This window comes from Erythrobacter sp. S259 (assembly GCF_057364965.1).
Genome location: NZ_CP200286.1, coordinates 436,873 through 456,676, shown reverse-complemented (window position 1 = coordinate 456,676; position 19,804 = coordinate 436,873). Strand labels below are relative to the sequence as shown.

The following is a 19,804-nucleotide window of genomic DNA, read 5'->3' as shown; positions in this document are numbered from 1 at the left end:
GAGCTCTTGTCAGTCAAGAGTTCTTGTCACCCAAGCGCACTTAGGCAGCACCCCGCGTAAGGTCAGTCACCTTGGGCCCTGTCGGGTTCTTCAACTTTGGTTTCTGCGGCACCCGAGGCATTAACCGGGAAAAGGGTTGCGGGCGCCCTAGCAGATAGCCTTGCCCATAGCGGCATCCCATGAAGGCTAGAAGATCACGCTGTCTTTGAGTTTCGATACCCTCTGCCACTACTTGAATTTCAAGGCTTTGCGCCATCGCAATCATCGCCTGAACAATAAGGCGGGACTGGTGATCAGAACCTATGACGCGCACGAAGCTGCGATCAATTTTGACGATATCAATGGGAAAATCGCGTAAGTGGGTGAGTGATGAAAACCCGGTCCCAAAATCATCCAGCGCGATCTGCATTCCCACGTCTTTGAGGTCCGTGAGAACCTTTCGCGCTGCGTCGTCATCATTCACCATAAGCATCGTCTCAGTGACTTCGAGGGTCATTGAGGCAGGATCAAGCCCGGTCTTGGAGAGCTGGCTTAAAAGGTTGGGAACATAGTTTTGGCTGAGCAGGTCTGCCTCACTCGCGTTCAGACTGATGTAGCTGAGCCTGCCCATTTTAGTGCATATTTTCTGGTGCTCGCAGCAGATGTTAGCCACCATCGCCTCACCGATCTCGCGCGAGACATGAGGGTCAATAATTGCTGGCATCAAATTGCCAGCTGTGAGCACATCTCCTTTTCGCGTGCGAACCCTCATCAGCGCTTCAAGGCCAACCATCTCATCTGTCAGAAGATCGACAATGGGCTGATAGGCGGCGAACATCCTGCGTCCCTCAATCGCCTCGCGAACTTCGGTGACGGCCTGAATTTTGGCAGTGTGCCGCTGGGCATGCGCTGAATCATAGAAGCATAAAGTGCCGCTTGCGCGTTTCTTGCCGGAATACATGGCAAGATCGGCCCGGCGCACGATTTCGCGGCCTCCCACAACCTCATCGCAAATTTCCACGCCAGCCGTTCCGTGGAGAACCAGCTGGCGGCCGGATATCTCGAAGGGTTTGTGAATGGTCTTTGACAGCACATCCCAAAGCGCTGTTATCTCCGCCCGGCCCGAGCCCAAGGGGGGAATGAACACGAATTCGTCTCCTCCCCATCTGGCGATCACAACATCGTCTGGGATTGACCTGCGCAGCCGACTGCTGATTTCTTCGAGCACCATGTCGCCAACCAGATGACCAAAAGTGTCATTGATCGCCTTGAAGCCGTCCAAATCGAGCAAGAGCACAGCCAGACATTTGCCCGTTGCGCCCTGCTCCTTGATCTTTTCGCCCAAAATCCGGTCAAATGCGTTGCGGTTGAGCAAATCGGTCAGACGGTCATAATCGGCCGCGCGTTGTAGAGCCGTTTTGTCGTGGTGACTTTCAGTGATATCGTGGATCACACCGACGAGACGATCTGGATTGTCTGAATCGCCCTTGATGCACTCTCCGCGAGACTGCACTCGCCGAACAAGATGACCGCGGTCCAGTAGGCCGGCCTCAAACTCAAACGGCTCCCCTTTGGTCACCGCAGCATCGACCAATGCGGCTACGTGCTCACGGTCTTCATGCGCATAGGCAGTGACAGCATCATCGACTGTGACTTTCTGCCCCTTGGGGATGCCGTACATTTCATAGACGCCTTCGGACCACGTGAGCTCCATAGTCGTCAGATCTATTTCCCACGACCCAATTCTAGCTGCCTTTTCAGCGGTGACAAATATCCGATTGGCTTTCTCTAGAGCATCATGCTTTGCCCTCTCGCGCTCCGCCATTTCAGTCATTTCGATGGTCTGCTTGTGCGCTCGCATCAGATCTTCGACGATCCCTGCAAGAACAGCGAGCTTCTTGCGAGCCGCATTGGCGAACTTGTCACGCGATGAATCTATCACCGCAAGTGTACCGATAAGATAGCCTTCAGGACTGCGCACGGGTTGCCCCAAATATGAGCGAATTTGGGGCGCGCCGGTGACTAAGGGGTTTTTTGCAAAGCGCCTGTCTCTGCAGGCATCCGGCACGTTCAATTCGCATCCTTGCGCAATAGTAACATTGCAGAATGCATGGGTTCTGGGCGTCTGCGACACTTGCAATCCGCGGCGAGACAAGAACCACTGTCGGTCTGCATCTATCAGAGAGACTACCGCGATCTCGCTATCGAAAATGACCGAGGCCAAATTGGTTATGCGATCAAACATTGCCGCAGGAGGGGTATCCAACAGTTGCAGGCTGTGGAGCGAAGCCAAGCGTTCTTCTTCAATTTCAGACAGAGAAAAGCTCATGATATTTCGAGGAAGCTCTCTTCTTTCTTTGATCCCCGATAACGTATCTAGAAGAGGCAGAGTTGATTTATCGTAGGAGTGACCGTTTTCTTTCTAAGGAGAATTACTGAGCAGGCGTTTATGCAAATTGGGAAATGACTATTTTCCTACTGCGACTTTTTGTGCCTAATAACTTTACCTCGTTGTTCACAAATCCCCCTGCGAGGTAGTTGTTATGTCTGATGTTTCCTCTGAAATCCCGACCCGAAAACCGATCTTTGACCTTGTGCGCAAACTCATGGGTCGCAAATTTCGTCAATCCGAGGTGGTGGACCTCGACGACGCACTCGATGCAAATTTGCCCCGCACCTCTGAGCCTTTGACAGCTTCCACAAAGACAATCGGCCCCCAAGGTATTTCGCTTATTAAACGGTTTGAAGGCTGCGCAAATTTACGGCGCGACGGCATGGTCGAGGCCTATCCCGACCCCGGGACAGGCGCAGAGCCATGGACCATCGGTTGGGGAGCCACCGGCAAGGGTTTTGAAACCGATGAACGCATTGGCCCGGAAACAGTCTGGACACAGGCTCAGTGCGACACACGCCTCGCCGACGATCTAGCGCTTTATGCAGCAGAGGTGGCGCGTGCAATTGGGACCGTGCCAACCACGCAAAACCAGTTCGATGCAATGGTAAGCTTCCATTACAACACAGGCGCCATCAGCAGAGCCACCCTTACACGCAAGCACAAGGCGGGTAATTTCTCCGGCGCAGCGGCTGAATTCGCGCGCTGGAACAAAGCGGGTGGCAGAGTGCTGAAAGGTCTCGTCAACAGAAGGCGAGAGGAGGCCAAACTTTATGCAAAACCCTAAGCTGAAAACTTAAGCCAAACTATGAGCCCACAGGCCCCGCTTTGTCTCGCTAATAGTCGCGGCTGATTTCAGCCAGGACGCTATCGCGGCCTATTGTCGTGACACTTCCCAAAAGAGCGAGCCAGCTGGTTATTCGGTATTCCACCTGCGTCGCACTGTACCCCTGCCCGTCAGTGACCAGTTCGACATAAACGCGCCGGCCAAGGTTCTTGCCAAGCGCAACACCCGTGCCGCGTCCAAGCGCGGGATCTGCGCTAACGATACGAAGCTGATCAAGGCCGATGGAGCGGCGCAAGGTTCCGATGGGATCGAGCCCGCTTCCGCCGCCTTGTAGAGCCGCGAGCGCTGCGCCCAATTGGATCGCGTCTGTTGCTGACAAGGATGTAACCGAGCCTCCAAATAACAGCCTTGCGAGGATTTCTTCTTCAGGCAATGCTGGCACAGAGGAGAAGGTAATCTCCGGGGTCTGCGCGTTGCCGGTTATGTCAATCGTGACATCGGCGTTATCGGCGCTGGCCTGGGCTTCGATATCAAGGCGCGGGTCAATTGGGCGGTTTGCGTCGAAGTCAATTCGCCCTTCCGTAAGTTCAAAGCGCGTACCTGCAAAGCGGTAGTCGCCCCGCACTAAGCGGGCCTCGCCGCCTATGCGCGGATCATCAACCGTGCCGCGAAGAGCGATGTCTATGCCCCACTCGCTATCGAGCCCAAGCCCATCGACCGCAACACGTGATGGCGCTTTGGCATCGACCAGATAACGCCAGCTCGCATTGCCGGAAGAGACGGCAGCGTTGCCAAACTCGTCCTTGCCGATCTCGCGCGTGTTGATGTTTGGTAAGCGCATATCTTCTGCTGCCACGCCAAGGGCCCAGCTGGCGCGGTCAATCGTAACCCTGCCCGCAATCGCTCCGCCAACGCCGTCTGAAACAATGCGCAAAGGACCAGTGATAGTGGCCTCAAGCCCATTGGCATTGAGCAACCGTGCAGAATTTGCCGCCGCCTTAATGTCGATCTTTGGGCCCCGCGCGCTGGAGATATCGGCAAGGTCGACCGTTCCGCTGCCGGTCACTGTCCCGCCGTTGCTGGTCTCCCCCGATATTCCCGTCAACTCGAGGCGCGAGCCATCGAACCTGCCTTTGGCGGAGACATTGCTGATATCTGTACCTGATACCGCGCTTTGAAGCCGTAAATTATCGCTTGAAAGTTCGCCTGTTATACGGGGACTGCTCAAGGTGCCTGAAGCGCGCGCCTCGGCGCTTAATGGACCGGTAAGGTCAAACACCTCAATCGCAAGAAGTCTCCAAAGCGCCTGTGCGGCGCCGTCATACCCAAGCTTTGCATCAAGCCTTCCGTTCATGATCTGGCCGCCCAAAGGCTGGCCCCGCGCTCTGCCACCTTCCAGATTGGCGATGCGCGCGTCGATCCGGCCGAGCCGTTCTCCTCCTTCTGTCAGGCGGGCGCCGAGCGACAATGCGCTCGGCGACAGATTGGCAACCGCAAAAACGTCGATTGGACGAGAGGATAAGACAAGGCCCGAGCGGGTGAATCCGTCAATCTTTAGCCGCGCATTGCCGCTCGCGGGCGCACTCCGGTTCTGGGTGTATGTCGCCGTCCCTGAAAGGAGACCTCCAAAACCAAAGTCCGCCCCGACAAGGTCGGCAAGGCGCAGCGGCATGCGGGCAAATTGCGCGTCAATCCGGGTGCTGTCTCCGCCCAATTGTCCTTCCAGCAAGGTAAAGCCCCGAGCAAAGCCAATTTGTGTGAGCCCAAGCGCATATCCCCCCTCATCCAGCGCGGTGAGCACAGCCCGGCGCGGCATTGTAATTGCGCGGCCGCCGTATTGTCCTTGCGCGATAAGAGCGATTTGATCAGGCGAGAAATCGCCATCGAGCTTCAGCTGAAACCGGTCAGAGCGCCGTCCAGCGATGGACGCCTGCACATCCCCGCGCCCATCGACAATATTCGCTCTTGCATCAAAAGCGTGGAGTTTCAGCGCTCCATATTCAAAGCCTCTGCCTGACACTTGACCCTCGATGCGGCTGGTGTTGCCGTCGATCAACCCGGTCACATTCACATCTGCCAGCTCCAATCTTAAAGGCAAATCGCCGCCAAAAACGGCACCTTTAGAATTGAGCGCAACGTCAAATGTTTGTGCGCCGCTAGAGCTCGGTGCAAGAGAGACATTGCCGCTTAGGCCGCCGCCACTGATCGAAAGATCGCCAGTGATACCTTGCCCGCCTATCGTGAGAGCGCCGTCAACCTCGCTCTTGAAGATTCTGCAAGTTTTGGGTCGCCACACGGGTTGGCCCGCCTTCAGGCAATTGAAGAGCCAGCGCGCCTTCAAACGGACCAAGCAGTGATCCGCCTGCTACATCAATAGAAAAACCGTCATCGCTTGGCGCAATGCCGAGCCTCACGTCACTCAGCCCTGCCGCTGGATAAGGATCGGCAAGGGTGAGGTCCGCGCGCAGGTCATCCGAGCTCAGCGACGCATCGAAAGTGAACGGACCATATTGTGTATGGGCGCCGGTCCCCGCCAGGCTTGTTCGCCCTCCAGCAATCCGCGTGTCGAGCTGTGCATTCAGGCGGTCACTGTCCAAGGATACATCTCGAACCACAATAGGAGAGGCCGCCCCCGCGCCAAAGCTGCCTTTAAAACGCAAGGTTTCGCCTGCGATATTGGCAATCGACGCATTATCGAACCGGCTTGCAACCCCCGCTATATTGGCGCGCACGCTCCATGGGAGCGCGCTGCCGAATTTTGCCAGGAGCTTTGCATTTGCGGTCACTGTTCCAACATTTTCAAGCGCAAGATTGCGAGCTTGTATTGGTCCAGCGAGCGCGAAAACGCCTTCTGTAAGATCACCGCGAAGGGTTAGGTCGCCTGCCAAACCGGGAAATGCGATGCGGGTGTTGTCAGCGGCAAGCTCGCCCCCGACCAGCGTCAACATCCCGCTAAGACTTCCGCCAATCAGCCGGGCATCGAGCGCCGAATTGCCGGTCTTGGCGCGCTCAGCTCGCACATTGAGCGGCAGCCGGAAGGTTTCGCCATCAAAACTGCCGGTCGCGTTTTGCGCGAGGCGCGAAATGGTGATCGTTTCGCCTGCTACGAGAGTTTGAATATCCAACGCATGCTCAAACTCCAAATCCGCAAACGGACCATCGAGCGTCGCTGTCAGCCGCGCGCCTTCAAGGGTGACGGCCGGGGCAAACCAATTGGGATCTCGCAGAAAAACGCTAACCCCAAACTCATTCGCCCGGTTACCCGCAAAATCAATTCCGCCGCGTCCGCGCAAATCAAGCGTATTGCTGATTGCTGTCAGCTGCCCGTCAAAAACGCTCTCTTCTAGGGTGCCATTAGCAGCTATGGCGGTGCCGCCGGCAAGAGTTCGGGCCAATGCCGAGCCTTCCACCAGTTCCGGCGTGAGCATCCCCAAAAGACCAAATTGGCCCCCTGAATTGGTCAGCTCAAACGCCGCAACGCGTGAGGACAATTGAGGCTTTTCATCGTCTTCGGAACCTCCAGGGACACGCCTTACCAGCGCATGACCTAACCAGTTTTGCCAGCCGCCCTCCCCCTTGATGCGCGCATCATAGGCTTGATCAAGGCCCGCAATCGTGGCGATCGGTCCATCGCTTGCGGCCTGATAATCGAGCGATAGATCGAATCGGTCACCGCCGGGTTCTGAATCAAGCAGGAGGGCAATGCGGTCCTCAGGCCCAAAGGTGCCACTGGCATCCACAAGAACGCGCCCTGTGCGGATATCGACCTGCGCAGCGATATTGGCCTGCTGCTCTTCGTCGCCTGCAAGTCCGGGCGCTAATTTGAAGTTCTCGGCAACAAGGTTGTCGATCCGAATATTGAAATCAGGCAAGAGCGGCGCGTCTGGATCGCCGGGCAAAAGTTCAGGCAATCGCTCCATTCGGCCCCGGCGCGCGGACAATTCGCGAATATCAACGCCGCTCCACAGCCATGCGAGAGGCCGCCAATCAATCTCAACTTCCGGGATCGTCAGAAACGTCCCCTTGGGGTCTTTGAGCACGACATCGTGAAGCACGGCCTGGGCGAAGATATCCCCTTCGATCCGGCCGACTTCCATACGCAGGCCAGAGGCAGGCGCAGCCGCCGCGATCTGATCAGCCACAAACCGCTTTCCAATCGGGGATGAAAGGAAAAGAGCCCCCAAAACCAAAGGCGCAAGAATAATCGCGATCGCCCAGCCAAAGCGTTTGGCCCAACGCCTCCTCGAAGAAGGCGCGCTGGCCGCAGGTTCAGTCTCGTTGGTATCGCTGCTCTGCACCATCAGAAAGCTTGCCCCAGGCTTACATAAACCACCACCGGCGCATCTGTTGGCGCTGGATTCAACGGTACGCCAACATCGACCCTGATTGGACCAAAGCTGGTTTTATAACGCACGCCAATTCCTGCCCCGGCCCTTACAACATCGAAGTCAGGGCGAGCCTCGCTCGAGATCGTACCCAGATCGAAAAACGGGACGACCTCAAGAGCGCCATCGAGAAAGCCGGTCGCGATACGTGCCTCGATAGCCGCCTCGACCAGCGAGCGCCCGCCTTCAGGCTCATCAAATTCGTTGAGCGGACCGATGGCCTGAAAGCCAAACCCGCGCACCGATCCGCCGCCCCCTGAATAAAGACGCCGTGAGGGCGCAACATCAAGCAGGTCAGCCCCCACCACAGTTGCAGCGGCAACTCGCCCCGCGATCACCGTAGAGCCCACCGGTTGGTAGTAGCTCGCATCAAAGCGCGCGCGCAGGTAGGGTGAAACTTCGCCGAGCGTACGCGACACCTCGGGCTCTGCGAAAAACGTGAGGCGGTACCCTTCGCGCGGGTCGAGCAGATCATCGCTCCCATCAAGAGTAGCGCGGCCAAACACACCGCCGATCAGATATTCTTGACGAGGCAGCTCTATACCATCCGTTACCCGGTTGCGTTCATCGGAATACAACACCTCCGCCCCAAGCTGCCAACTCAGAGGCTTTTGGAACAAAAGGTTAGAGATGCGCTCAAACGAGGTTTGAAACGCAACAGTTCGTGCATCCACTGCCTCTGTTTCAATCGCACTGGCAAAAGCATCGACGGTCAAGATTTGATCACGGTCACGAAAATTACTGCGCCTGAAGGTGACGCTCGCCAATTGCTCGCGTGTGCCCACAATTCCGCGCAATCGCAGCGCGCCCTCAGGAGGAAACAAATTGCGATGCTCCCACCCCGCCTCCAGCTTAAACCCGTCCTGCGTACCAAAGCCAATAGCGCCGGAAATGGTGCGCAAAGGAGCCCGTTCGATTGCAACATCCAGAGCCACTTCACCATCGGCCCCATCCGTAGGCGCAGAGACCGCGCGGGGGGTTATCACAACGGACGATACGAGCCCGGTTGCCAAGATGGCTCTGCGCAAATCTGATTGAAGGCTAGTTTGGTAAAGCTCTCCTGGATCAAAGCGGGCAATCCGCCCAAGGTGGCGTCCTGAGAGAAATTCCGGGTCGTCGCTGATCACTTCGCCAAACGCAAAACGTCCGCCCGGATCCACCGGCAAGGTTAGATCGCCCTGATCTCTGGAATGATCAATGAGAAGCTCAGGCGGGCTAAGAATGCCAAACGGATAGCCGCTTTCCCCCAGCGCGTAACGCAGGCGGGCTTCCCCGGCGACAATGGCATCGGCATAAACAGGATCACCCGGGCTTATGCCAAAGGCGCCAAGCAAAGGCGCTTTTTCAGCATCATCAAGCCGGCCAAGAGGTCCAAGATCAACCGCACCATAGGTATAACGCGGCCCCGGAAGCACATCGAAGCGCACACGGGGATCACGGTCAACGGCCGGTTCGTTATTGCTCTGGGATTGATCGGCAAACCCGCGCCTTCCCCCGAAAGCTGGCGGATCACCTCGCCATCGTAATAGCCATAATTGCGCAGCAGTGAATTGAGCAGCTCTTCATCAGAGCGCGCTCTTGCTGCCAGTTGAGGAACCGTATCTTCCCCTGTGCCCAGCATTTCAATCGCTGATAACGCACGGAAGCGGGCTATGAATTCGCTCTCTTCGGGGAAAAGATCCGCTTGCGCGGGAAAGGCAAGCATCAGCTGATCGCTGATATCGACCTGCGCTAAATCGGGCAGATCGACCAGGGTTGGAGCATCAATATCAGCAAACGATGGACGCTCGGGGTCGACTGACAGTCTCTCAGGTTCGGGAAGCTCAGCCTCGGCCAGCGCGGCATCGACGTCGAAAGTGTCCGCAGAACCATCGAGAGGCTGTTCCTCAGGGGCCGGGATGAGAGGCTCCGGTTCTGAAGGCTCATTTGTACCCTGCAGGACATCACTGGATGACGCCCAATCCTCTGCATTATCCTGCGCGCTTTGCGGGATGAGATCGTCGAGAGTTTGCGCATTGACTTTGGGGTCGCGGTTTGATGCGGTATTTTGCGCAGACGCGTTTTCCTGTCCGGCTGCTCCAGAGCCAGATGCAAGCAACGCGGCACAGAGGCCCAACTTAAGGACCAGTTTCACTCTGAGATTTCGCAATTATCGTTCAGCTCGCAGAGAATTTGACAGGCTGACCGTCTTTACCTCTGGCACCCGACATTGTTCCAACTTTTTCGCCGCGCGGAGCGGTGGCTGCGGCGATTAGCCGGGTCTGCTCCTCCTCGCCCATCCGGCGCCACCCATCACGGGTCAGTTGTTCGAGCGGACGGTAGCGGACTTTATACTGCATGCGCGGCGAACCATCGACCCAATAACCAAGGTAAACATAGGGAAGCCCGGTTTGCGCCGCACGCTGTATGTGGTCGAGAATTATGTAGTTACCCAGACCCACACGCTCGCTTTGATCAGGGTCATAGAAGGAGTAGATCATCGAAAGGCCATCGCCTTGACGATCCGTCAGGCAAGCCCCGACGAGGCGGCCGGGTTCACCAGTTTCGGTAGGCTCGCGGTATTCCACAAGAGAGCTTGAGACAGGGGTGTGCTCGACCATGTCGGCATAGTCCATCTCATCCATGGTCGACATACCGCCATCGGGGTGACGCACACTGAGATATTTGGTCAGCAGTTCGAATTGTTCATCAGTCGCCCAAGGACGGCACTCGGTCACGATAAGATCGCGGTTGCGCCGAAGCTCGCGCTTTTGAGTGCTCGATGGCTTAAACTCATTGGCCACAACGCGCACGGACACGCAGGCCTGACAATCAAGACAGCTTGGGCGATAGGCCACTGTCTGGCTGCGGCGAAAACCGATCCGGCCAAGCGCTTCATTAAGCTGATCCGCATGCGCGCCCTTAAGCTCTGTGAAAACCTTACGCTCATTACGCCCGGGCAGATAAGGGCATGGCGCAGGGCTGGTCACAAAGAAACGGGGGAAGCGGATAGGGGCCGTCACAGGTCTGGCTTCGTCCTCTTAGCGAAAAGTGGAATCGGCAATTACGCCGTTAAGATATTCTTATGCCTATTTGCGCTGGCCGGTAAAAGACCTTTAACCAAAAATCATGGTGGATTTTGTCTTAATTTGCACATGACTGAACGTAATTAGACACCACTTCGGAGCGATGTTACAGAACCGCAATCGGACACGTAGCGTAGTGGGACGGTTTGCACTGCCCGTCTTGATACCGCCACCACGTTCTCAAAAGTGCTTGCGAATCAGTTCAGTTCGACAACATCAACGTGATATTTGGCCCCGCGAAGCGATTGCACCAATCGCTCAACCTGCTGTGCATCGCGCGCTTCGCATTCGATATCAGTGATCAGCCCTTTGGCAGGCAGCGTGGTGAAAATGCGCTGGTGATAGATTTCGATGATGTTGACATTATGCTCATCAAACAGGCGCATCACCTTGAACAGCGCCCCGGGGCGATCCTGCAAAGTGACCCTTAGGCGTGCAAGGCGGCCTTGGCGGGCGAGATCACGCAGAAGGACGTTGGCAAGAAGCCGCGTATCAATATTGCCGCCGCACAGGACAAGGCCAACCTTCTTGCCTGCGAACCGCTCAGGATTGTCCAAAACGGCAGCGAGCCCTGCTGCGCCTGCGCCTTCCACCACAGTCTTCTCTATCTGGAGCAGCAAAGCGACCGCCTTTTCGAGGACGGGTTCGCCCACAAGCAGGATATCATCGACCCGATCTTTTATTACTTGGCTCGTAAACTCGCCGGGCTGTTTCACCGCAATCCCTTCGGCCAAGGTGTCCCCGCCACAAGCACGGTCTTCGCCTTTGAGCTTTGCAAACATGCTCGGAAACAGTCCGGCCTGAACCCCTACGACCTCCAAATCGGGTGAAAGGGCTTTGGCTGCCGTTGACATGCCCGAGATCAAACCGCCGCCGCCAATAGGCGTTACCAGGCAATCCAGATCAGGCTTGGCGTCCAGCATCTCAAGCGCAACAGTGCCCGCGCCCGCGGCCACATGCGGGTCATCGAACGGATGCACAAATGTCAGACCGCGCTCGTCCTTCAGCTCACACGCACGGGCATAGGCATCGTCATAGGTCTCCCCTTCGAGCACAACATTGCCCCCGACGCTTTCCGTTTGCATCACTTTCACCGTGGGTGTGGTGCGCGGCATCACAATCGTCACCGGCACACCAAGGCGTGTCCCGTGATAAGAAAGACCCTGGCTGTGATTGCCAGCAGATGCGGCGATCACGCCGCGCTTTTTCTGCTCATCGGTAAGCTGCAAAAGCGCATTCAGCGCACCGCGCTCTTTATAAGCTGCGGTGAACTGCAAGTTTTCAAACTTCAGCCAAACCTCAGCCCCCGTAATCTCAGACAGGGTAATTGAATGCATCATCGGCGTTTTGACCACCGCCCCATCAATCCGCACAGCTGCTGCACGGATGTCTTCAAGGGTCAGATCAGCAGGCGTAGGCCCTGCGGTGAGGCTTGCGTTTGGTGCATTCATATCGCAATCGCCACTAAGCCTTCGCTTTCACATGAGCAACCGTGATTGCCTTGGCAATTGTGTAGCAAAGCTATTAGGCGTGAACCCCATGAGTAAGAGCATGAAAATCGCCTTTATTGGCCTTGGTGTTATGGGCGGGCCAATGGCGGGCCATTTGGCGCGCGCCGGACTTGACGTCACCGCCTATAATCGTTCCTCTGAGCGAGCCGAGAATTGGCGCAAGGTTTGGGCAGCCGAAGGGCTCGATATAGACTTTGCAGACACGCCTGCATCCGCAGCAAAAGACGCCGATGTCGTTTGCACATGCGTTGGCACTGATGATGATCTGATCGGCGTCACCACCGGCCCGAACGGCGTCTTGGAAACGATGAACAAAGGCTCGCTTCTCATCGACCACACCACGACCTCAGCTGATATCGCCCGTACACTGGGCGAGACTAGCGCTGCTAAGGGAATTGATTTTGTCGATGCCCCGGTAAGCGGCGGCCAGGCGGGCGCCGAAAACGGTCAGCTTGCGATAATGTGCGGCGGATCAGATGACGCGATGGCCCGCGCTAACCGCGTGATGGAGCCCTATGCAAAGTCGATTGTCCATGTCGGCCCAACCGGCGCTGGCCAAACCGCCAAGATGGCGAACCAGATGTGCATTGCCGGGGTCTTGGGCGGGTTATCCGAAGCAATTCGGCTTGCACAAGGCGCTGGGCTCGACCTCGACAAAACCTATGAAGCCATTTGCGGTGGCGCTGCGCAAAGTTGGCAGATGGACAACCGCTGGGCGACCATGACCAAAGACGAATTTGACTTCGGCTTTGCCATTGACTGGATGCGCAAGGATTTGGGCTACGCCCTTGATGAGGCAAAACGCCTCGGCCTGTCATCCCCCATCACCGCTTTGGTCGATCAATTCTATGCTGAGGTCCAAAACTCAGGCGGCAATCGCCGCGACACAAGCGCCCTGATCACCCGTCTTCCCAAGGCAGTAAGTTGATGAAATACCTCCCTGCACTCCTACCTGCAACTTCCCTCTTTTTTGCCGCAAGCCTGGCCCTCAGCGCCTCTCCGGCCGAAGCTAACACATTGATTTATAATATAGATGGCGTTACCATTGATGAAGAGGGCGAGGTCAAACGCTTTACCGAGATTGTATTCAACGATGACGGCATAATCACCCACGTTCTCACGCGCGGAGAAGAGCGGCCCGAAGACATCGACTTTGCGATGGATGGTGAGGGTCAGGTGATGCTTCCGGGCATGATTGATGCCCACGTCCATGTGATGGATATCGGGTTCGCCGCCCTTACGCTCGACCTATCCGGCACAAACAGCCTCGAAGAAGCGCTGGCCAAAGTGGCTGCATTTGCTGAGGCCAATCCGGGTCGCCCTTGGATTTTGGGGCGCGGTTGGAACCAGGAGAAATGGGGCCTTGGCCGCTTTCCAACCGCTGCTGAGCTCGACGCCGTAGTGTCTGACCGCCCCGTTTGGCTGGAGCGCGCGGACAATCACGCCAATTGGGCGAACAGCGCAGCGATGGAAAAGGCCGGCGTCACTTCTGCATCAAAGAGCCCCGAGGGCGGGCGGATCATCCGCGACGCCAGTGGGAAACCAACAGGCGTATTTGTTGACGCAGCGAAGTCTCTGGTCGGTGAAAGCGTGCCGCCGCCCCGCCCCGAAGACCGCGATGCCGCCTTTGCCATGGCGCAGGCGCGGCTGCTCGCCAATGGGATTACGGCAGTCGCGGACATGGGCACGCCGGTGGTCGATTGGATGACGTTCCGCAGAGCCGCAGACAATGGCGAGCTCAACATTCGCATCATGTCTTACGCCAATAGCCCAGAGGCGATGGAGCTTATCGGAGGGCCCGGTCCCACACCCTGGCTTTACGATGATAAGCTGCGCCTCAACGGCATTAAACTTTATGTCGACGGCGCGCTGGGATCGCGCGGGGCAACACTCAAAGAGCCCTATCATGATGAGCCCGAAACGCGCGGCATCGCGATCACCTCTCCTGCCCAATTGCGCAACCGGATGAGCCGCGCAGCGCTCGATAATTTCCAGACCGCCGTGCACGCCATCGGCGATGCGGCCAATTCCGATGTGCTCCTGGCGATTGCTGAGCTTTCGACAAGCTACGAGGGCGACCGCCGCTGGCGTATTGAACACGCTCAAATCGTCGATCCGGCTGACCTTCCCCGCTTTGGCGACCATGGCACCATCGCCTCGATGCAGCCGCTTCACCAGACGAGTGACATGTTTATGGCAGAGGCGCGGCTTGGTGAAGACCGCCTGGGCGGCGCTTACGCCTGGAAGAGCATTATCGAGGCGGGCGGCCAGATCGCTTTTGGATCAGACGCGCCGGTTGAGCCCGCCGATGTATTCGCAGGGATAGCCGTCGCCATCAGCCGCACAGACGAGAACGGCAATCCGTTTGGCGGCTGGCGCGCGCATGAAGCCGTGAGCCGCGAACAGGCCCTCGCCGCTTTCACTGCAGATGCTGCCTATGCCGGCTTTGCCGATGGGCGTTTTGGGCGGCTGGTGCCTGGTGAGCGTGCAGATTTCCTGTTCGTGGACCGCGACCCGATGTTCTCATCTCCAACGCAGATAAGGGAAACCGAAGTGCGCGAGGTCTACCTTGCAGGCAAGCGTGTGTTCGCCAAATAGCCCCTAGGGCTCTGCCTATTGCGCAGGCTGCTCGCTGTCTTCGCCGGTCTGCTCGCTTTCATCCTCGGGGCTTTCTTTGCCCTTAGAACGATCCTGCAACAGCATCAGCAAAAGCGACCCTTCGAACAGCACCAACAGGGGCACGGCGAGAATGACCTGAGTGCCGGGATCAGGCGGTGTGACAAGCGCCGCTAATGCCACGATCCCAACAATCACATAGCGCCTTGCGGCAACCAATTGCGCGCGCGTCACAATTCCGGCGCGGTGCAGCAGCATGAGCAAAACGGGCAGTAAGAACGTCAGCCCGAATGCGAGGATAAATTGCATCACAAGGCCAAGGTATTCACCCGCTGAGGGCAGCGCCTGAACCTGCAAGCCGCCTGCCTCCCCGCCAAAGCCTAAGAAGAACAGGAAGGCAAGCGGCATGACCACATAATAAGCGAGCGCCGCACCGCCGATAAACAGCACCGGCGTCGCGATAAGGAACGGCAAAAACGCCTTCTTTTCCTGCGCGTAAAGACCGGGGGCAACAAATGCCCAAAGCTGATTGGCGATTATGGGGAAGCTCACCATAAACCCTGCAAACAGGCCAATTTTGAGCTCGACAAAGAAGATTTCGGGCAGCTTGGTGAAGATCAATTGCCCCTCCCCATCGGGGAAAGCATCTTTGAGTGGCTGAACGAGAAAGCCCAGAATAGGGTCCGCAAAATAAAAGCACACACCAAAGCCGATGAGCAGCGCAAAAATTGCGCGCACCAAACGGCTGCGCAGCTCAATTAAATGATCGAGCAGCGGCGCTCTGGTTTCGTCAATATCGTCGATCTCAAAAGCCATAACCGCAGCCTATCCTTCAGGCTTTGCCGGTTTATCGGTCGCGGCTGGTTTTTGGGGTGTCGGTGCCTGCGCAACGGTTTTCGCGGTGTCTTTGGCTGCGCTTTCAGCATCAGGAACCGGCGTGTCTGCAACAGGCGGAGGCCCCGTCATAACAGGCTCGCCCTTAGCCGCTTCCACATCAGCGGCAGACTGCTTCATGATCGCCTCGTTCTGCGCCTTCCACTTCTTCTCCATATCCTCAAGCTCGGCTTCGCGAACCATGGCATCGACGCCTGTGCGGAAATGAGAGGAAACGCGGCGAACCTTGCCGATCCAGCGGCCTGCCTGACGCATGGCTAGGGGCATATCTTTCGGCCCGATCACAAGGACCGCGACGATGATAACCACCAAAAGCTCTGCTGCGCCGATGTCAAACATGAAAGGGGGCTCTTAAATGCGCTAAACTTGCGCGTTTGAATTAGCTGGAGGTTTCGCTCTTTTCGCTGGTCTTGGCGTCTTTCACGTCCTTTGCAGGTGCTTCGATCTGGCCTTTGGTCTCTTCGGCGGCCTCTTCGGTTTCGGTCATTCCCTTCTTGAAGCTGCTGATCCCTTTGCCAAAGTCACCCATCATTTCGGAAATACGTCCGCGCCCAAACAGGACCAAGATGACCAGAGCGACGATGAGGATTTGCCAGATACCGATTTGGCCAAACATAAGACTTCTCTCTTAATTGCCCTTTGCAAGGGAGGTTTATGCAACCGATATAGGAGCAAGCGAGCCATCGCGCCAGTCAGACCGCGATTCAGAGCGCGATTCAGGCCCTCATTTCAGCTATCCTCAGGTCCAGAAGGCTCTTCAGGCCCGCGAGTAACGCTGTCCGGCGATGCGGGTGTGGTCTTTTCCGAATTCTGCGTTTGTGGATCGTGCTCAGAGGCATCGACATCGTCATCCTTTGACATGGCGTCTTCAAAAGCTTCATCGACCGGGTCAAGCAGTCCCGACGCGCGAAGCTCATCTATTCCCGGCAAATCGCGCCGTGAAGACAAGCCAAAGTGATCGAGGAATGCAGCCGTTGTTGCGTAGATCACCGGGCGTCCGGGCACCTCGCGCCGTCCTGCAAGTTTGATCCAGCCTGCCTCCATCAACACATCAAGCGTACCAGAACTGGTCTGAACGCCCCGGATCGATTCAATTTCGGCGCGGCTCACCGGTTCGTGATAAGCGATGATTGCGAGCACTTCGGTCGCCGCGCGGCTGAGGCGTCGGACTTGCTCTTTCTCGCGCCTGAGCAGGTGCGCCATGTCAGCCGCGGTTTCAAAATGCCACCGCTTGCCTCGCTCCACCAGATGGACACCGCGCTTTTCGTAATGGTGCGCAAGAGCCTTTAGGCCGTCGCGCACGACATCCTTGTCGCAGTCCCCCAAATGCGCCGAGAGTTGATCGACGCTGAGGGGTTCTTCGGCAGCAAAAAGGGTCGCCTCAAGGCCGCGTTCGATTTCATCGGGTTCATCCGCTTCCTCGAACATCATGCGTCAGCTGTCTCTTTAAGACGGCGAATGCGCAGTGGCTCGAACGCGCCTTCCTGTTCAAGCTCCGCCTTGCCCAAACGTGTCAATTCAAGCGCTGCCACAAAGCTGGAAGCCAGCGCCGATTTACGCAGTGCCGGTTCTGCGTGTTTGGGGAGAAAATCGCGAATATCCATCCAGTCGAGCGTTACACCAAGCATCGCCGATACCCGGTCAAGCGCGCTGTCGAGCGTCATCACCGGACGGTCCGAGACGTGATAAATGCGCGGCGCAGTGCGCGCTTTGACCTGGCCATATGCTTGGATTAGCGAAAACGCATCGGACTTCCACAGCACCTTGCGATCTGTGCGCAGCCCCTCTGGCGCGCCGCGGACAAATATATCTCGGCCGATCCGGTCACGGCCCATAAGGCGCGCTGCCGCCTCGCGCATCGCACCCAGACGCTGAAGGCGCAGTTGGAGACGCAGCGCTAGCTCTTCGGGGCTGGGATCTTCCTGCTCGTCTTTGGGCAAAAGCATCGAGGACTTAAGAAAGGCAAGCCATGCGGCCATCACCAGATAGTCGGCGGCCAATTCCAGCCTCAAGTCCTGCGCACGCTCGATATAGGCAAGATATTGATCAACCAGCGCGAGGATCGAGATTTGTTTGAGATCAACCTTTTGCCGCCTTGCAAGGTCAAGCAAGAGGTCTAACGGTCCCTCCCACCCATCAAGCTCCAGATAAAGCGCCTCCTCGCCCGGCTTCGCGCCCTGTTTGGCAGGATCATCATCCCAGCCATCGGGCATAATAGCACCGGGTTCCACGGCATTCATGCTGCCACCGGTGAGCATGAAGCCCTCTTCGTTCTCGGTCGTTATAGGAGGGCTCATGCAGCCTCTCCCGTGAGAGCCAGCAGCTCATCGCGCTTGGCCAGAAGCTCGGCTGCTTCCTCAGCAATCGTGTCTGCCACAATTGTACCTTCAAGAGCGCGGTCCAATCGCCCTTCCGCCGCTTCGCTCATGCCGGGTACGCGCTCGCAGATACCTTGCATATCGCCCATGTTGGCCCAGCAATTGAGCACGATGTCGCAGCCAGCGGCAATGGCTCGTTCGGCGCGCTCCGGCACGGTGCCATCCAGCGCTTCCATGTCGATATCGTCGGTCAAAAGCAGGCCATCGAACCCGATGTTCCCACGAATTACATCTCGGATGATCGTCGGCGACAGTGTTGCGGGGAGCGCGTCGTCCCAGACCGGGAACAACAAATGCGCGGTCATACCCAGCCTCGCGGAACCCAGCGACCGAAACGGAGCCAGATCGACCTCCAGTTCCTCAGCACTTGCATCAACGCGCGGCATCTCCTTGTGCGAATCCACCAGCGCCCGCCCGTGCCCCGGCATATGCTTGATGCAGCCGGTCACGCCGCCAGAGCCAAGCCCATCAAGGATCGCACGGCCAATGGCTGCCACTTGCATTGGTTCACCTCCAAGCGAACGGTCGCCAATGGCGTCGGTGGCACCCGGCTGACGCACGTCAAGCGGCGGGTGATAGGTGACCGTGATCCCCATGGCGGAAAGCTCAAGCGCCATCGCCTTTGCGCCTGCTCTTGCAGCCTCAATCGCGCTCGCAGGCGCCACTTGATACAGCTGGTCAAACGCTTCGCCCGATGGGTAGGCGGCCCAATGCGGCGGGCGAAGGCGTGCTACGCGGCCGCCCTCTTGGTCGATCGAGATGAGCAGATCATCGCGCCCGTGCAACGCTCGAAGCTCATTGGTGAGGGCACGCAATTTCTCCGGCGTCTCACAATTGCGCCCGAACAGGATATATCCCGCCGGATCAGCGTCGAGGAAGAACGCGCGCTCTTCTGCTGTGAGTGCCGTACCTGAACATCCGAATATCGCTGGAACCATAGGGCTTAGATTTGCAGCGAGCGGCCCCTGAGGCAAGCATCCGAACGCTCCATTGTGGCCTTTTCAGGGGGAAACACGGTGGGAAACCGCATTCTTGCCCCAAATCGGACCACGAAGATCAGCGTTTCACCTGACAATCAATGCCATCGGATTTGAGGCTCGCGCACAATTTGTTAGCCGATGCGACGTCGCTTGCAACCGCTTGCAGGCGGTAAACGGTGCCAATATCAACCACACCCTCTTCGATGCGGTAACGCATGCCTGAAAGCGCGCTAGTGCGGCGTCTGATCTCATTCCACCCTTGCTCAGCGCGGGCGCGCGATGAATAGGCGGCGAGTTGCACACCAATCCCGCCGCGCGGTGCAGCAGCGCCAGAGGCCTCGTTGCCGCCCGCACCAGAATCCGACGCGCTCCCTTTGGCCGCTGAACTGGCAGTAGCCGCGGAGCCTGCTGACCCAGCACCTGATCCTCCGCCAGCGCCCGTATTGCCATCGGTGTTCATGACGCCAGCGGGCGTTCCGCCTTCGCCAACGACAGGCGCAACATTGCCAGTGCCTGCGAATTCTTTGCCGCCGGGATCATCGGGGCGCTCTTTAATGGGGCCTTCGGGAGCTTCGATCACGCTGCCATCAGCAACCTCGGCGTCGCCTGACGTTTTACCGCCGGCCAGCAAAACTGTTGCGACAGCGACCGCGAGCAATCCGAGCAGGATGATGGCAAGAACGATGATCTGCGTATGGTCGACCCCGCCAGTGCCATCGTCTTCATCATCCGCTTCAAGCCATGGCAGGCTGTCGTCCGCAGACAGGTCCAATTCTGCGTCAGCACCTTCAACTTCGTTATATTCAGCGTTGATCAT

At 57.4% G+C, this 19,804-nt stretch carries 17 protein-coding genes; 3 read left to right on the top strand and 14 right to left on the bottom strand.

Annotated features, from left to right (window positions below):
- Positions 1–40 precede the first annotated feature (40 nt).
- The gene (locus tag AC0V60_RS02000) at positions 41–2,308 is read right to left on the bottom strand and encodes a sensor domain-containing phosphodiesterase (RefSeq protein WP_486176881.1); all 2,268 of its coding nucleotides are present in this window, start codon (positions 2,306–2,308) and stop codon (positions 41–43) included.
- Between the two features lie 214 nt (positions 2,309–2,522).
- On the opposite strand from AC0V60_RS02000, the gene AC0V60_RS01995 reads away from it, so the two are divergent.
- Entirely contained in the window at positions 2,523–3,158 is a 636-nt protein-coding gene (locus AC0V60_RS01995; RefSeq protein WP_486176880.1) for a lysozyme, read from the top strand.
- Positions 3,159–3,207: 49 nt separating this feature from the next.
- Here AC0V60_RS01995 and AC0V60_RS01990 read toward each other — a convergent pair whose 3' ends face one another.
- From AC0V60_RS01990 to AC0V60_RS01965, 6 genes are all read right to left on the bottom strand, one after another.
- Positions 3,208–5,454 carry a translocation/assembly module TamB domain-containing protein gene (locus tag AC0V60_RS01990; RefSeq protein WP_486176879.1) on the bottom strand — a complete coding sequence of 749 codons (2,247 nt, stop codon included), beginning with the start codon at positions 5,452–5,454 and terminating at the stop codon, positions 3,208–3,210.
- On the bottom strand, positions 5,411–7,459 hold the full coding sequence (locus AC0V60_RS01985) for a translocation/assembly module TamB domain-containing protein (protein ID WP_486176878.1): 2,049 nt from the start codon (positions 7,457–7,459) through the stop codon (positions 5,411–5,413). Before AC0V60_RS01985 ends, AC0V60_RS01990 begins: the two co-directional genes overlap by 44 nt.
- Positions 7,459–8,970, bottom strand: a complete 1,512-nt coding sequence (locus AC0V60_RS01980; protein ID WP_486176877.1) for an autotransporter assembly complex protein TamA — start codon at positions 8,968–8,970, stop codon at positions 7,459–7,461. The genes AC0V60_RS01985 and AC0V60_RS01980 overlap by 1 nt, the downstream gene beginning before the upstream one ends.
- Complete coding sequence (locus AC0V60_RS01975; protein ID WP_486176876.1) at positions 8,856–9,677, bottom strand: hypothetical protein; 822 nt, start codon at positions 9,675–9,677, stop codon at positions 8,856–8,858. The genes AC0V60_RS01980 and AC0V60_RS01975 overlap by 115 nt, the downstream gene beginning before the upstream one ends.
- A gap of 22 nt (positions 9,678–9,699) precedes the next feature.
- Entirely contained in the window at positions 9,700–10,545 is an 846-nt protein-coding gene (locus AC0V60_RS01970; RefSeq protein WP_486176875.1) for an arginyltransferase, read from the bottom strand.
- Between the two features lie 260 nt (positions 10,546–10,805).
- Positions 10,806–12,059, bottom strand: coding sequence for a threonine ammonia-lyase (locus AC0V60_RS01965; protein ID WP_486176874.1), 1,254 nt, complete (start codon positions 12,057–12,059; stop codon positions 10,806–10,808).
- 88 nt (positions 12,060–12,147) lie between these two features.
- Here AC0V60_RS01965 and AC0V60_RS01960 point away from each other — a divergent pair, with 88 nt between their 5' ends.
- Both AC0V60_RS01960 and AC0V60_RS01955 read left to right on the top strand, forming a co-directional pair.
- Positions 12,148–13,047: an NAD(P)-dependent oxidoreductase gene (locus AC0V60_RS01960; protein ID WP_486176873.1), complete on the top strand. Its 900-nt coding sequence runs from the start codon at positions 12,148–12,150 to the stop codon at positions 13,045–13,047.
- Positions 13,047–14,717 (top strand): amidohydrolase, encoded by a 1,671-nt coding sequence (locus AC0V60_RS01955; protein WP_486176872.1) that lies wholly within the window; start codon positions 13,047–13,049, stop codon positions 14,715–14,717. The genes AC0V60_RS01960 and AC0V60_RS01955 overlap by 1 nt, the downstream gene beginning before the upstream one ends.
- Positions 14,718–14,732: 15 nt before the next feature.
- On the opposite strand, the gene tatC is transcribed toward AC0V60_RS01955, so the two are convergent.
- The 7 genes from tatC to AC0V60_RS01920 form a co-directional block, all read right to left on the bottom strand.
- Entirely contained in the window at positions 14,733–15,551 is an 819-nt protein-coding gene (gene tatC, locus AC0V60_RS01950) for a twin-arginine translocase subunit TatC (protein ID WP_486176871.1), read from the bottom strand.
- A 9-nt stretch (positions 15,552–15,560) separates the two neighbouring features.
- Entirely contained in the window at positions 15,561–15,968 is a 408-nt protein-coding gene (gene tatB / locus AC0V60_RS01945; RefSeq protein ID WP_486176870.1) for a Sec-independent protein translocase protein TatB, read from the bottom strand.
- Positions 15,969–16,008: 40 nt separating this feature from the next.
- Positions 16,009–16,245 (bottom strand): twin-arginine translocase TatA/TatE family subunit, encoded by a 237-nt coding sequence (gene tatA, locus AC0V60_RS01940; RefSeq protein ID WP_486176869.1) that lies wholly within the window; start codon positions 16,243–16,245, stop codon positions 16,009–16,011.
- 113 nt (positions 16,246–16,358) lie between these two features.
- A complete protein-coding gene (scpB, locus tag AC0V60_RS01935; protein WP_486176868.1) occupies positions 16,359–17,060 on the bottom strand; it encodes an SMC-Scp complex subunit ScpB in 702 nt (233 codons plus the stop codon).
- Positions 17,057–17,869: a segregation and condensation protein A gene (locus AC0V60_RS01930; RefSeq protein WP_486179412.1), complete on the bottom strand. Its 813-nt coding sequence runs from the start codon at positions 17,867–17,869 to the stop codon at positions 17,057–17,059. Before AC0V60_RS01930 ends, scpB begins: the two co-directional genes overlap by 4 nt.
- Positions 17,870–17,922: 53 nt before the next feature.
- Complete coding sequence (gene nagZ / locus AC0V60_RS01925) at positions 17,923–18,945, bottom strand: beta-N-acetylhexosaminidase (RefSeq protein ID WP_486179411.1); 1,023 nt, start codon at positions 18,943–18,945, stop codon at positions 17,923–17,925.
- A 118-nt stretch (positions 18,946–19,063) separates the two neighbouring features.
- Positions 19,064–19,804, bottom strand: coding sequence for an SPOR domain-containing protein (locus tag AC0V60_RS01920; protein WP_486176867.1), 741 nt, complete (start codon positions 19,802–19,804; stop codon positions 19,064–19,066).

Bases quoted from the DNA above. Each gene is read 5' to 3' on its own strand.
- AC0V60_RS02000 (WP_486176881.1), bottom strand. From the start codon at position 2,308: ATGAGCTTTTCTCTGTCTGAAATTGAAGAAGAACGCTTGGCTTCGCTC.
- AC0V60_RS01995 (WP_486176880.1), top strand. From the start codon at position 2,523: ATGTCTGATGTTTCCTCTGAAATCCCGACCCGAAAACCGATCTTTGAC.
- AC0V60_RS01985 (WP_486176878.1), bottom strand. From the start codon at position 7,459: ATGGTGCAGAGCAGCGATACCAACGAGACTGAACCTGCGGCCAGCGCG.
- AC0V60_RS01965 (WP_486176874.1), bottom strand. From the start codon at position 12,059: ATGAATGCACCAAACGCAAGCCTCACCGCAGGGCCTACGCCTGCTGAT.
- AC0V60_RS01960 (WP_486176873.1), top strand. From the start codon at position 12,148: ATGAGTAAGAGCATGAAAATCGCCTTTATTGGCCTTGGTGTTATGGGC.
- AC0V60_RS01955 (WP_486176872.1), top strand. From the start codon at position 13,047: ATGAAATACCTCCCTGCACTCCTACCTGCAACTTCCCTCTTTTTTGCC.
- tatC (WP_486176871.1), bottom strand. From the start codon at position 15,551: ATGGCTTTTGAGATCGACGATATTGACGAAACCAGAGCGCCGCTGCTC.
- tatB (WP_486176870.1), bottom strand. From the start codon at position 15,968: ATGTTTGACATCGGCGCAGCAGAGCTTTTGGTGGTTATCATCGTCGCG.
- tatA (WP_486176869.1), bottom strand. From the start codon at position 16,245: ATGTTTGGCCAAATCGGTATCTGGCAAATCCTCATCGTCGCTCTGGTC.
- scpB (WP_486176868.1), bottom strand. From the start codon at position 17,060: ATGATGTTCGAGGAAGCGGATGAACCCGATGAAATCGAACGCGGCCTT.
- AC0V60_RS01930 (WP_486179412.1), bottom strand. From the start codon at position 17,869: ATGAATGCCGTGGAACCCGGTGCTATTATGCCCGATGGCTGGGATGAT.
- nagZ (WP_486179411.1), bottom strand. From the start codon at position 18,945: ATGGTTCCAGCGATATTCGGATGTTCAGGTACGGCACTCACAGCAGAA.
- AC0V60_RS01920 (WP_486176867.1), bottom strand. From the start codon at position 19,804: ATGATCAACGCTGAATATAACGAAGTTGAAGGTGCTGACGCAGAATTG.